The organism is Citreicoccus inhibens, from assembly GCF_019039035.1.
In the GTDB taxonomy this organism is placed as follows: Bacteria; Myxococcota; Myxococcia; order Myxococcales; family Myxococcaceae; genus Citreicoccus; species Citreicoccus inhibens.
On sequence record NZ_JAHNZT010000010.1, the window covers coordinates 191,795 to 206,605 of the forward strand.

Annotated in this window: 1 protein-coding gene (running past one end of the window); it reads right to left on the reverse strand. The window is 70.3% G+C overall.

Annotation, left to right across the window (positions count from 1 at the left end):
• Positions 1-14,811, reverse strand: partial view of an amino acid adenylation domain-containing protein gene (locus KRR26_RS15205; protein WP_217080173.1) — the end only. The gene runs 27,717 nt beyond the window's last position; 14,811 of the gene's 42,528 nt are visible here — the last part of the coding sequence; its start codon lies beyond the right edge, outside the window — the gene reads right to left on this strand; the stop codon is at positions 1-3.

Genomic DNA, 14,811 nt, shown 5'->3' on the forward strand with positions numbered 1-14,811 from the left:
TCAGGCGTCTCCCTTCCGAGACGGGATGCCACTCAATCGGGCGAACAGCTCATCGAGCCCCCCATCACTCAATCCCTCGGTCGAATGCCCGTTGGTGCCCGGGGACGCGTGGCGAGGAGGGGCCAGGGTGGCGAGCGCGCGCAGCTGTTCGGCCAGCTCGTTGATGGAGCGACACGCCCCCATCACCGACATGGCCACACGCACCGAGAGGTCTCGCTCGATGCCGTCGCGCAGTCGCACAAGCGTCAACGAGTTCACCCCAAGCGCGGCCCAGGGCCCAGCAGGGTCGATCTCCGAGACATCGAGGCGGGTGAGCTCCGCGAGCCTGCGACTGAGCAGGCGCGTGACCTCATCCGCCTGCGGAAGTGGGGCCAGCGGCACCGCAGGCACGACAGGCGATTCGGTGGGCTCCGAATCAATCCAGCACCGCCGACGCAGCAGGGAGCGAGGTGGCAGTCCAACGCGTCGGGCCTGGCCCAACCCGCCCCAATCGAGCCGCGCCCCCTCCGCCCACAGCCGCGCGACCTTGTCGAGCCGGCCCCGCGCGAACAGGTCAGCCACGAAGGCTCGGCCCTCTTCGCCGTCGAGCAAGGTGTTCGCCAAGGTCGCCCCTTCGGCGCCCTGGTACAGGGACGCCAGCGCCTCACCTCGCGCGAGCGCATCCAGCGCCCGCGTCACCTCGGAGAGATTCTGCGCGACGAAGGCGGCCCGGGCCGGCAGCGGTTCGCGTCGCTGCAACGTGAACGACAGGTCGGAGAGCGCGTGGCTTCGTCCAGCCTCGGTGCGCAGGTAGGCCACGAGCACCGCGGCGTCCTCGCGAAGCAACTCAGCCGAGCGTGCGGACAGCGGAATCAGCCACGGCCCAGGCGCGTGCTCCCATCGACTCGCTTCGCCCGGTGCTTCCGAGAGGACCCCGTGCGCGCTGGCACCACCCGCCCCATGACTGCTAATGACCGCATGGCGAGGCACCGGCCCCTGGCCATCGCCGTGGTCCAACCTGGGCCACTTCGCGAGCCGCGACTGGATGCGAAACGGCGTGCCGCGCAAGTCGATGAGGGGATTGAGCGGCTCGGCGTGCAGCGTCGGCGCCAGCACTCCCTCGCGCAGTTGGAAGAGCACCTTGGTCAGCTGCGAGATGCCGGACGCGGCTTCGAGGTGGCCGATGTTCGACTTCACGCTCCCGAGCGACACCACGCCCGGCGCGACGCCCTCGAAGACCTGCGCGAGCCCCGCCACTTCGATGGAGTCCCCCGCCTCCGATCCGTTCGCAGCGACCTCCACGTAGCTGACCGCCGAGGGAGACACGCCCGCGCGTTCGAGCGCACGTGAGAGCGCCCGCGCCTGCGCCTTGGGACTCGGCACGGCGTAGCCCGCCGTGGAGCCGCCGTGCTCACTCCAGGTCGAGTGGATGAGCCCGAGGATGCGATCGCCCGCGGCCTGCGCGGCCGTGAGCGGTTTGAGCAGCACCGCGCCCGCGCCCTCTCCTGGGAGATAGCCATCGCCTTGCCCCAGGCTCCGGCTCTCCTTCGCGCTCCCCACCAGCCCCGCGCGTCGGAGCGCGGCATAGCGGCCCTGGAGGAGCACCAGGTTGACCCCCCCCGCGATCGCCATGCTGCTGCCCCCGCTCCGAAGACTCTCACACGCCAGATGCAGCGCGCTGAGTGACGACGAGCAGGCCGTGTTCAAGGTGAGGCTCGGGCCTCGCAGGTCGAAGAAGGCCGAGGCGCGATTGGCGATCCCCGCCGCCGTGGACATCGCGAGGTTCGCGGCGGTCTCCGGGTCCTTCGCCAGGAATGCATACTGAGGCTCACCGGCTCCGACGAAGACCCCCACCCCACCCTCGCGCTCCTGCACCGCGCGAAGCTCCGAGCGTGAGTAGGCCGCGTCTTCGAACAGGCGCCACACCGTCTCCAGGAAGAGGCGCTCTTGGGGATCCACGAGCGCCGCGTCCGCCGGAGACAGCCCGAAGTGCAGCGGGTCGAAGAGGTCTATCCCTTCAAGGAACCCACCCCAGAGCGGCGCATCCGAGCGTGTACGGCCGCGATGGCCCGGCCACTCGGAGACGAGGTTCTTTCCGTCCCTCAGGTTCGCCCAGAAGCGCTCCAGGTCCGGACCAGCCCCCGGATAGCAGCCACTCACGCCGATGATCGCGATCGGCTCCTCCACGTGCGTCCGCCGAGCCTCGACACGCGCAGGCGCAGTCTGAACCTGTGGCGGCGCGCTCCTCTCCTGCGCGGCCAGCGGGACGTCCGCCTTGCGATGCGCCTCCAACCACGCCCCCAACTCGCGCAAGGTCGGCTGATCGAACAGCAAGGTCTTCGGCACCTCACCGAACGCCGCGCTCAAGTCACGCGCGAGGGCGACCGCGAGGACCGAGTCCATGCCGTAGCGCTGAAGCGACTCATCCGGTGCGATTCGCTCGGGTGGAATCCCCAAGCCCCGAGCGAGGACCTCGCGCAACCGCGCATCCTCGCGCCCGGCCGTGGCAGTCCGCGCGACCGGAGGAGCCTTCACCACCGGCGCCTCGACGGGAGGTTCAGGCTCGGCGGTCGCCAGGACGCCAGCCTGCTGGAAGGCGGGCGTGAACCGCGCGGCGTCCCCACTGAGGAGCAGGCGCTGAGGTTCGGTGCCTTGGAGGGCGGCCAGGAGCGCCAGGCATCCCTGCTCCGTGGTCAGCGCCTCCAAGCCGAGCTGCTCACGCAACGCCTCGGCCTTCCGCGAGTCGATGCGCATTCCGCCATCGCGCCAGAGTGGCCAGTTGATGGAGAGCGTGCGACCAGCACGAGCCCCCTGCTTCCGCAGCGTCTCGCGCTGCTCCGCGAACGCGTCCAGGTACCGATTGGCGAAGGCATAGTCCGACTGGCCCGCACCGCCCGTCACCGCGGCGAGGGAGGAGAACAGCACGAAGCAGGACAACCGCTCGTCCCGCGTCGCTTCGTCGAGCAATCTCGCGCCCTCAATCTTCGCGGCGAACACCTCGCGAGCAGCGTCGAGAGTCTTGTTGATGAGCAGCGAGTCACGCAGCGTGCCCGCCACATGGAAGACGGCATCCAGCCGCCCCACGCGTTCCCGCGTCTGCGCGACGACGCGCCGGACGTCGGCGGGCCGTGTCAGGTCAGCCTGGACGTAGCGGCACCGCTCACCGAGAAGGTCCGCGAGTCGTGACTGAACCGAGGCGTGCTCCGCTCGGCCGCACAGCACGACACGGGTGCCTCGGCTCCGCAGCAGGAAGCGCGCGAGCTGGGCGCCGATGCCGCCAGCTCCGCCTGCAATCAAGCAGACCTGGCCGTCCAGGCCCGCGAGCGACTCCACCTCCACGGACCCCACCACTGGCGCGAAGCGACGCACCAGCCGTCGATTGTCGCGGAAACGAACCTCGGACTCCGGCGTGGCGCGACTTGCTTCCGCCAGCAGCAAGCGAGCGATGCGCGCTCCGCTCTCGCGAAGCGAGCCCTGCACCTCGATGTTGGCGCAGCGCCACTCCGAACTCTCACGTTCGAGGCTCCGCAGCAGCCCCGCGCATGCCGCGTGCTCCGGAGGCGTCCCCTCCGGCGTCGACTCGAACACATGGATGAGCTTCCGAGGCGCCCCACCCCTCCAGCCCCGCGCGAGGAACATCAGGGACGCGAAGAGCTCGCTGGCCTGCTCCCTCCCACCCCCATCCATCGGCGCGAACATGCGGTGGAGCAACAGCCCAGGGTCGATGCCTCGACTGGAGAGTTCTGACTTCAGCCGAGAGTGGTCCTCGGGCCGCAGCGGATCGATGCGGTAGTGGTCGTCCGCGAGGCGTGTGTATCGGGCGCCGGGCTCCACCAGGACGAGCACGGCGTCCCCCAGCTCGCTTCGCAGCACGTCACGGGCCTCGGTGCCCGTGTCGAACAAGACCACCGCGCCGCCGTGCCACCGCTCGATGCGGTGACGTGCTTCACGCCAGGTTGGCTCGAACGCGTGGACCGGCGCGGGCTTCGCGGCCTCCTGATACCAGTGCCGCTCTCCTCGCAGCGGATACGTGGGCAAGGAGAGGATGCGCGGTCGCGCCGCGCTCCAGAGCCCATCCCAGCGCAGGGACGCTCCTCGCACCCACGCCTCGATGGCCTGTCGCGCGTCCAGCGGCGGGGGACTCTCATCCTCCTGCGCATCGAGCCGCACGACACCGCGAAGCAGCTCAGGACGCGACTCGCCTCGGGCCAGCGCGTCCAGGTGACTCAACACCTCGTCCATCGTGGCGGCGATGAAGGCCGCACGGACCTCGAAGCCCTTACGGCCCACTGCCAGCGAGTACGCCACCTCCTCGAGTGCGAGGGGCTCGCCCGCCCCACTGCGACGCCGCAGGTGTTCGGAGTGACGCGTGGCCATGCGGCGCAGCGCCTCGTCGTCTCGGGCAGAAAGGACGATGGGCCAGGGCCCTCGCGAGAGACGGGGGGCGTCGCGCGGAGGGACGTACTCCTCGATGACGGCGTGGGCATTGGTGCCACCGACTCCAAACGCGCTCACCGCCGCGCGACGGGGTGCGCCGTCCATCGGAGTCCAGGGGCGCGCCTCGGTGGCAAAATAGAACGGGCTGCCTTCGACCTTCAGGTGCGGGCTCGGCCGATTGAAGCGCGCCAGCGGGGGAATGACCCGGTGGCGCAGCATCAGGAGCACCTTGAGCACACCCGCGACGCCCGACGCCGCCGCCGTGTGGCCGATGTTGTTCTTCAGCGCGCCAATGGCGCAGAAGTGCTCGCGCTGGGTGAAGCGCCGGAACCCATCCGTCAGCGCACCGAACTCAATGGGGTCTCCCAATCGCGTCCCCGTTCCGTGCGACTCCACGTAGGAGATCGTCTCGGGGTTGAGCTTCGCGCGCGCGTAGACCGAAGCGAGCAGCGCCGCCTGGGACGCGCTGCTCGGGGCCGTGATGCCAAAGGTGTGGCCATCCTGGTTCAGCCCGCTGGCGACCACGACGCCGTGGATGGGGTCGCGATCTCGAATCGCGGCCTTCAGCGGCTTGAGGACGACCGCACCCACTCCTTCGCCGGGGACGAAGCCATCCGCGTCAGCATCGAACGCCCGGTTCTGCCCGCGAGCCGAGGTCATCCCCGCGTTGCTCGCCAGGATGTGCACATTGGGCGTGGTCGCGATGTAGACGCCGCCGGAGATCGCCAGCTCGCACTCGCCGGTGCGCAGACTCTGGCAGGCCAGGTGAAGCGCCGTGAGCGAAGAGGAGCACGCAGTGTCATTCGCGATGCTCGGGCCCTTCAGGTCCAGGTGATAGGAGATGCGCGCGGGAATCACCGCGACGCTGTTGCCCCAGAAGGCATGGGGCTCCCGGCCTCGTCCGGCGAAGCGCATCTGGGTGTAGTAGTCACCCGCCGAGGCTCCGACGAACACGCCACACTGCGCGCGGGCGATGCGCTCGCTCGCGTACCCTGCGTCCTCGAGTGCGCTCCAGCAGGTCTCCAAGAACAACCGCTGCTGCGGGTCCGTGACCGCCGCCTCTCGCCCGGACATGTTGAAGAAGTCCGCGTCGAAGCGGTCGATGCCGTCGAGGAAGCCGCCCCACTTGCAGGAGGTGCTCGCTCCATCCGAGGTCGCGGCGCCTGCGGACTCGGCTGCGCTCCAGCGCTCCGGGGGGACTTCGGTGATGGCGCAGCGTCCCGCCAGGATGGCCTCCCAGAGTTCGTCCAGGTTCGCCGCGCCCGGGTAGCGACCGGCCATGCCGATGATGGCGATGGCCTGATCCTCATCCGTCTCGACTCCAGCACGCGGAGTCGGCCCCTCGCGCAGAGGTTCAGTGGCCGGGACAGCAGGAGGCGCCGGTGGCAGCTCAGGCACCGCGCGCTCCAACGAGAGTCGGTCGCCGTGCTCTTGGAGCAGCGCCTCGACCAGATCATGGACGTTCGCATGGTCGAAGATGACGGTGGTGCGCAGCGTCAGCCCCAACGCCCGGTTGAGCCGGTTGACGAGGCCCACGCCGGTGATGGAGTCCACGCCGTACTGCGGGAACGCGGTCCGAGGGTCGATGTCCTTCTCCGCGAAGCCCAGGGAGGCCGCGACCTCGCGCACCACGAGCGCGGTCAGCGCATCACGCTGAACAGGTCGGCGCTCGCGTGGCGGCTCCGCCGCGGTGGCCACGCGGTGGCTCAGTGCCGACGCATCAGTTCGCTCCGCGACGATGATGTGGGCAGCAGACCGGCCTTGGGCATCCGTGGCCCCAAAGCTCCGGCTGGTGAACCCCTCCTCGGCGAGCACCGTGGCCCAGGACGCCGCGCTCAGCAGCGGCGCGCGAGGAATGCGGAACCCAGGGTCCTCGAACCGCCACCAACCGTCCAGGAGGCCGTAGGCGATGGTCGCGAAGTCCTGCACCTCGGTGGCCTCGTAGAGGACCAGGCAGCCGCCCTCTCGCAACAAGCCCCGCAGGTTCCGCAGCGTCGCGCGCAGGTCGCGCGTCGCGTGGACGACGTTCGCGCCCAGCACCACGTCGAACGACTTCTCCTCCAGTTGCTGCGCACGGGCATCGCGTTCGAGGTCGAAGAGACGGAAGTCGACCCACGGGTGGCTGGGGCCAAACAGCGCTTGCGCGCGGCGGAGGAAGCCCGTGGAGAGGTCCGTGAAGAGGTAGTGGACCCGCCCCTCGTGCGCGCGCAATCGATCAAGAACCGCGGCGCTCGTTCCGCCCGTGCCTGCGCCCACCTCGAGCAACTGGACCCGCGCGCCCGCGGAGAGCGAGCCCACGCGCTGCTCCAGGTAGCGCTCCACCGCGCGGGCAGCGAGCCCGTTGTACCAATCCGCCACGGGGTTCCCGCGATAGAGCGCGGCCAGCATCTCGACCGAGGAGCCAGGGAAGAGCACGTCCGTCGCGAGCACCCGGCCGGCGAGCACATCGAAGTAGCGAGGGATGCATGCCCCCAGGAGCCGGATGTGCTCCGCCACCTCGGGCTGCGCCATTGCGAGGTTCCGCGCTTCATCTGCGACACCCGCGAGCTCCGCGTCCAGCGAGGGGGCATCGAGCGATGCGGCGGACGTGTACGTCCCGCTGGACACCGAGAGCCAGCCATCTCGGACGAGGATGTCCAGCAAGGCATCGAGCTGGCGGGTCCTCGCGGCCTGGACGCTCGCCCGAGCCGCCAGCGACTCCCACGTGAACCGCTCGCCCCCTGCCCGCAGCAGCCCCGCGTCTCGGAAGGTCTTGAGCAGCCAGCGCCGCGCGATACGGTCCAGCGACTCCAGCGCGCGTCGTGACGCGGCCACATCGAAGGACGGCGCCACCGCGAGCGACGTACCCAGCCAGTCCAGCGGCTCGCGCGAGACAGGCTGGGGCATGGATTTGCCAAGCCCCAACTCGGAGAGCGCCGCGGGCGTCCCCTTGAACATCGCGACGTGCGCCAACGGCCCAGCCAGGCAGGCCTCGATGGCCGCCATTCCCTCCGAGGGCGCAATGGATTGGATCCCGAGCGTGGCGATCTTCCGCTCGTACGCCTCCACCGTGGCGGGCGCGCCATAGCGAGCCCAGTAGCCCACGCTGATGAGGCGGACGCGGGTCGTCCCCTCCGCGGCCCACGCCAGCGCATAAGCGTCCTGGAACGCCGAGGCCGCCGCATAGGCCCCGAAGCCAGGGTCACCCGACAGGGCCTGCGTGGAAGAGAGGCACAACACGAAGTCGAGGGCCTGCCCCGACACCGCCTCTCGCAGCGCCCGCATGCCGTCGACCTTCGGCGCGAAGACCTCGCGCCAATCGGACTCCGACAGCTCAGCCACCTGCGCCATCCGGATGACGACGGCGCACTGGATGATCCCGTGGAGCGCGCCGAACTGACGGCGCGCGGCGGCCATCACCGAGCGCACGCTCTCGACGTCGCTGACGTCCCCGCGCAAGTACAGCGGCTCTCCGCCGAGGCGACGCAGTTCTTCGAGCTGCTCGCGTTGCCGTGCGGTGGGCTCGCCTCGCCCCATCACCACGATGCGCGCTCGAACAGTCCGGGATAGATGGCGAGCCAGCTCCAATCCGATTCCACCCGCGCCCCCGATGAGGAGGTACACCCCGCGCTCACGGAACGGCGTTCCGCTCAGCGTGGGCGCCTCGATGCGGCGGAGTGATGGCGTCAGGCGCGCGAGGCCGCGATAGGCCACGCCTCGGAAGCCGGGGCCATGTCGCTCTCGCGAGAGTCGCTCCGACAGCTCGGCGATGCGGGCCGTCTCGCGCGCGTGCAGCGGGGCCTCGACATCAACGACGGTGACCGAGAGCCCCGGCTGCTCCCGCGCCAGTGTCCGGCCCAATCCCCAGAGCCAGGAACCCGCGGGCTGGACGGGCGACTCGGGATGAGTTCGCTGCGTCCCCGTCGTGACGAGGAGCAGCTCTGACAGGCCCACGAGCTTCCCGTGTGACGCCAGCGCTCGCCACCAGCGAGTGAGGGACACGAGCCCCTCCTCTCGTGAGGAAGCGAGCGCCCCCGCATCCCCCAACGCGCAGCCGCTTCTCTGCACCGCCCCCAGGAAGATGATCCGACGAGGCGTGGCCACCGCGAGCACCGTGCGCTCAGGATCCGCATGAGTGTCGACGAGCACGGCGCCCCGCGGAGCCAGTGCGCTCGCCACGTCGCGCCCATCGGGCGCATGGATGACCACGGTGCTCCCTGCCCCCTCCAAGCTGTGCGCCATCGGAAGCGGCGCGGGGGCCGGGCTCCATTCGGGCTGGAGGAGGAAGTCCACCGAGGGGCGCGCGGCCCGCGGTACGGCCCACAGGCGCTCGCCTTGAAACGGATAGGTGGGCAACTCCACCCGCCGCGGCCTCGCCCCCGACCCGAGGCGGCGGAAATCGACCGCGACGCCCGAAGTCCAGAGCCGCGCCACGCGCCCCAGGTCACGACGCTCCAAGGCAAGCGTCAGGAGTTCCTCCGCCGTGGCGGCATCCCCCCACGGCGGAGAGGCTTCACCGCCGAGATGGCCCCCGTGAACATTCGGATGCGCTGTGCCTTCGCTTGCGGCGGTCAGCGCGGCGATCAACTCCTCGCGATTCCCGCACACAATGGCGCAGCGGTGCTCCATGTCCTGCCTACCTTGCAGGGTGGCCGCGATGGCATCCACGCGAAGCGAGGCATCATCGAGTGCGGCCCTCAGGCGCTCCAAGCTGAGCTTCAGTGCGCGCGCGTCCCGGGCCGAGACCGGAACCAGCACCGGAGAGACCTCGGGAACCTCCTCGCGCGGTGGTGCCTCCTCGATGACGAGGTGGCAGTTGGTTCCGCTGAAGCCAAACGAGCTGATGGCCGCGCGCAGCGGCCCATCGGCCCGCGCCCATCGCCGGGGCTCGCGGTTGACGAAGAAGGGGCTGTCCGCGAAGGCGATCCGCGCGTTCTCCTTCTCCGCATGCAGCGTCGGATACAGCGTGCGGTGCCGCAGTGAGAGCAGGCACTTGATGAGCCCCGCCACTCCCGCCGCCCCCGTCGTGTGGCCGATGTTGCCCTTCACGGAGCCGATGGCACAGAAGCCTCGCCGCGAGGTGTGCTCACGGAACGCGGCGGTCAGCGCGGAGACCTCGATGGGGTCCCCCAGCGACGTCCCCGTTCCATGCGCTTCCACCAACCCAATCGAGTCCGGCGCGATGCCATGGCGCCGGTAGACCTCCAGCAGGAGCGCCTTCTGCGCATCGAAGCTCGGCGCGGTGATGCCATTGGTCCGGCCGTCATGGTTCACGCCCGAGCCGCGAATCACGCCGTGAATGGGGTCGCCGTCTCGGAGGGCCGCCTCCAGCGGCTTCAGGACGACGACGCCCACGCCGTCTCCCACCGCGATGCCATCCGCATCCGCGGCGAAGGGGCGGCACAGGCCGCTCGGAGACAGGATGCCCGCCTGACTCATCATCGAGAACGTCAGCGGATTGAGGAACAGCGTCACGCCGCCAGCGAGCATGAGGTCCGCCTCGCCGTCACGGAGCTTGCGGCAGGCTTCATGAACCGCGACCAGCGACGACGAGCACGCCGTGTCCAAGGTCAGCACGGGGCCCTTCAGGTCGAGGAAGTACGCGATGCGCGCGGCGAGGATGGAGCCGGTGTTCCCCAGGAGCGCGCCGCCGAGCCGGTCTTCGAGCGCCGCGGCGGGCAACAGGGCCTGATACTCGTTGCCCGTCACACCCGCGATGACGCCACAGCGCTGCGAGCGCTGCCGATGCGCATACCCGGCCGCCTCCAGCGCCGCCCACGCGGTCTCCAGGAAGAGCCGCTGCTGCGGATCCATCACCTCCGCCTCGCGGGGCGAGAGCTGGAAGAACGCGGCATCGAATCGCTCGACGTCGTCGATGAAGCCGCCCCACTTGCTGCGACTGCGGCCGTGACTCCCCGCGGGATCATGATGCGCGGAGACATCCCAGCGGGACGCGGGCACTTCGGTCACGGAGCAGCGCCCGGCCTGGAGGTTCTCCGCGAACTCCCGGGCATCTCTCGCGCCCGCGAAGCGGCAGGCGTAGCCGATGATGGCCACCGCGCCCTCGCCCTGCGGCCTCGGCGCCACGAACGGCGGGGCACCGGGCTCGGGCAGTGCCGGGGTCAGCGTCGCGATGTGGCTCGCGAGCGCTCGGATGCTCGGGTGACCGAAGAGGGTCTCCAGGCCCAGGGGAAGCTGGAGCGCGCGGCTGATGCGCTCAATCAACCGCAGCCCCTGGAGTGAGCCCACGCCCATGTCGGAGAAGGTCGCGTCCCGGTCCAGTCGCTCCGGAGGAATCTCCAGCACCTCGGTCACGAGCGCGGCCACACGGTGCTCGATGGCACTCACATCCTGCGCGACACGCCGGGTCTCGTCGCGGCGACCCGGCCCCCGAGGCGGAGTCGGCTGAGGCATCCCCGTGTACGGCGTGGCGTTCTCCAGTCGCGCGAGGTTACGCGCCGCGACGTCATCGCCCGGTGGAGCGTCGCGCCGCGTGGCGACCAGGAGCACGTAGCGGAAGAACCCCTCCGAGAGCGCCAGCCCGAAGTGGTGCCAGCCTCGGTGCTCGGGCTCCAACGGAGCCATCTCGGGATGACGCTCGCGCAGCACGCGCAACGTTCCCTCGAAGTCCGGGTCGTGCAGGAAGTGGGCGACCTCGCGGCTGGCGTCGAGGCACAGCTCGATCTCGAATCCATGGCGGGCCAGCAGGCGCGCGAACTGCGACAGCGTCGGGGTGAACTGCCCCAAGCGCGCCGCCCGGACATCGGTCGCGGTCAGCGCGACGACGTCGGCGAGGAGCATCCGGCCACCGGCCTTCACATGTCGCGCGAGGTTCCCAAAGAGGCCGTCCTTGTCCTCGACATGGAATGACACCTCGAAGCCCAGGGCGACGTCGTACGTCCCGGGCAACGCGTCATGAGCGCTGTCGCGGCACTCCAGGCGGACCCGGTCACCCACGCCGGCGCGCATCGCGCTCCTCTGGCCCATCCGGACTTGTCCAGGCGCCAGCGAGAATCCCTCGCAGCGAAGGTGTGGATACCGGACCGCCAGCTCCACCAGGTCCGTGCCGTATCCGCAGCCCATGTCGAACACAGCCTGCGCCTGCTGGAAGTCCACGGCGGAGAACAAGCGAGCCTTCGCATCACGCTGCGCCGTGGTTGCCAACGCGAGCTGCTCGCGGTGACGCTCCGGCTCCACATACGAGAGGAGCCACGAGAAGCCCTTCAGCGGCGCCGCCAGTGGCGCGAAGTTCAGATGCAGGCCGCCCGTTCCCGACTCGCTCTCGAACACGCCCGCGAGCCGGTCGTAATAGGTGGCCACCTCCGACGCGCGAGGTGACTCCTGCGCGGGCTCGACCACGGCATCCACCCAGCACCGCACCGACTCGAAGGGATGACCGGGCAGCGAGACGCGCTCGGCGCTCGCGTCCCCACGCAGCCGGACCCAGTCCAGGGCAGCCCCCGCGCACCACGCCTCACCCAAGCGCAACAGCGCCGTCACGTCCGAGCCGCGCGCCGGGAGCGCGTCCAGGTCCGCTCCCGCGCCACCTCCCCGCGCGTCAGCGTGCCCCCGTGCATGAGGCGGGGAGATGGTTCCACCGCTGGAGAAGACCTCGCAGGCATCCGCCAACTCGCTCGACGAGCGCACAATGAATGCGACGCGCTCCGCGAAAGCCTCGCGCCCGACCTGCAACGTCCAGGCGACGTCCGAGAGCCGAGGGCCGCCAGACAAGCGCACCACGTCCGCGAGCTGGAGCGCCATCGCACGCAATGACGCCTCACTTCGTGCGGAGAGCACCACCAACTCCGGCGCGACAGGGGTTGCACGGAGCGCAGGACGCTTCGGAGGTTCTTCAATCAACAGGTGCGCGGCCGCGCCTCCAGCGCCCAATGAAGTGACAGCCGCCCTCCGAGGCGCATTCGGCTTCGCGGGCCAGGGCTCCGCGTGGCGCTGGAGTCGGAAGGGAGTGCCTTCCGGAGTGATGTCGGGGTGGAGGTCCTCGGCGACGCGGGTCGGAAGGAGTTCATCGTGCGAGAACTGGAGCAGCACCTTCGTGAGCTGCGCGATGCCCGACGCCGCCTCCATGTGTCCAAGGTTCGCCTTCAGGGACCCGAGTGACAGCGAGGCCGCCGGCACGGACGCACTCACGGCACGGAGCAGCGAGGCCCACTCGGCCGCATCCACGGTCTCGGAGCCGATCGCCTGCGCCTCCCAATAGCCCACGGTCGCGAGGTCCACCCCCGCCTCCTGGGCGACTCGACGAATGAGGTTCGCCTGTGCATCGGGCGAGGGCTGCATGTAGGCCTGGGTCCGGCCGCTGTGCGCGACGCCCGAGCCGATGACCGTCCCCAGCACCCGGTCCCCATCCCGGAGTGCTCGGGAGAGCGGCTTGAGGAGCACCGCCCCAACCCCCTCACCTGGGATGAAGCCTTCGCCACCGCGAGCGAAGACGCCCTCCTGCGTCGACGACACCAGGCGATTGCGCGACATCCGGACGTACTTGCTCGGATGCAGGTAGAGGTTCGCGCCGCCCACCACCGCCACATCGCAGGCGCCTCGCAGCAAACTCTCGCGCGCCTCGTGAATCGCGACGACGGCGGACGAGCAGGCCGTGTCGATGGCGAGGCTGGGGCCCGTGAAGTCGAACCAGTGAGAGATTCGGTTCGCGAGGCTGAAGAAGGTGCTGTCGGCGGGAGCGTCCGCTTGAGCCGAAGCAGTGACGAGCGGATAGGTCATCGACGTCACGCCCACGAACACGCCGACGCGCTCCCGAGCAAGCGCCCGCCTCGGAATGGCGGCGTCCTCCAACAAGCGCCACACCGCCTCCAGGAGGAGGCGCTCCTCCGGGTTCATCCATCGCGCTTCGGCCGGGGTGATGCCGAAGAAGTACGGGTCGAAGCAATCGACGCGGGAGAGGAACGCGCCCAACCGACACGTGTCCTCACGCAGGCGCGCCGTATCCCACCGCTCGGGAGGAATGGCGCGAATGGCGGACCTGCCCTCACGCAAGTGAGACCAGAGCTGTTGCAGGTCGTCCGCGTCCGGGTAGCGCCCCGAGACGCCGATGATGGCGATGGGCTCGGACGCCGGCGGTGAGGCCCGCGGAGTCGCGAGGGGCACGGAGGCCCGTGGCTCCGGAGCAGCGTCCTGCCGGGCCGCGGGCGGCGTTTCCTGCTGAGGCTCGGGCGCTCCTCGTGGGCGCGCCGCGAGCATCGCCGCGAGTTCGCCGGGCGAGCGCGCATCGAGGAACAGCGTCGCGGGCAGCGCGCCATGGCGCTGTTCGAGGCGGCGACGCAGCCTGCGCAACATGATGGAGTCCGCGCCCAGCTCATCGAAGGGCGCGGACGCGGAGAGCGACTCGCGCGCCATGCCCAACTCCGCCGCGACGGAGGCCAGGACGAACTCGAGCCCCGCGGGCTCCAGCGCCACGACAGGAGGCATCTCGGAGCGACCCCGACCAGACCCGCGCGGCACATCTCGCTGCCCGTTCCCGGCTTCGCGCCACCCTGCCTCTGCCAACGCCGCGGACACTCGCCCTGCGTCGCCCGCGAAGACAGCGTAGGCGCCCGCGGGGAGGCGCAGGACCTGATCAAACAGGGACAGTCCCTCCTGCTCACGCAGGGGCTCAATGCCGCGGGCACGCGCGGCCTCGACCAACTCCGCTCCCGGCTGCATGCCGCCCTCGAGCCAGTGCGGCCAGGCCATGGAGCGCGTCTCGCCTCGCCGCTCGCCCTTCGCCACCCGGCGGGCGCGCTCCAGCGAGAAGGCATCGAGGAAGCGATTGGCGAAGGCGTAGTCCGCCTGCCCCGCATTCCCGATGAGCGAGCTGACCGAGCTGAACACGACGAAGTGCGCGAGCGGCTCGTTCGCCGTGGCGGCATCCAGGTGGAGGCAGCCCTGAACCTTGGGCGCGAGGACCGCGTCCTCGGCCTCGCGCGACTTGTTCCGCACGAGCCCATCGCGCACCACGCCCGCCAGGTGCACGACTCCCATCAGCTTGCCGAACTGGCGGCGCGCCTCCGCGACCGCGAGGTCCACGTCCTCCCGGCGCGACACATCGCCTTGCTGATAGAGGACCTCGGCGCCCGATGCCCGCAGCCCATCGAGCTGGGCGCGGATCCGCGAGGACATCGCGCTTCGCCCCATCAACACCACCTGACGCGCACCCCGAGCCACGAGGTGACGGACCACGGCCGCCCCGAGCGCGCCCGCGCCGCCCGTCACCAGGAACGCGCCCTGCGACTCGAGCCTCGGTGGCGGACTCCCCATCCCCAACTCCACACGGCGGAGGGCGCGGACGAAGCGAGCGTCCTCGGAGCACCAGACCTCCGGAGCACCATCCCCCCAGAGCTCGCGCCACAGCGCCTCGGCTCGCGCCTCAGGGAGCGGACCGTCGATGCCCACCGACCGCCAGCG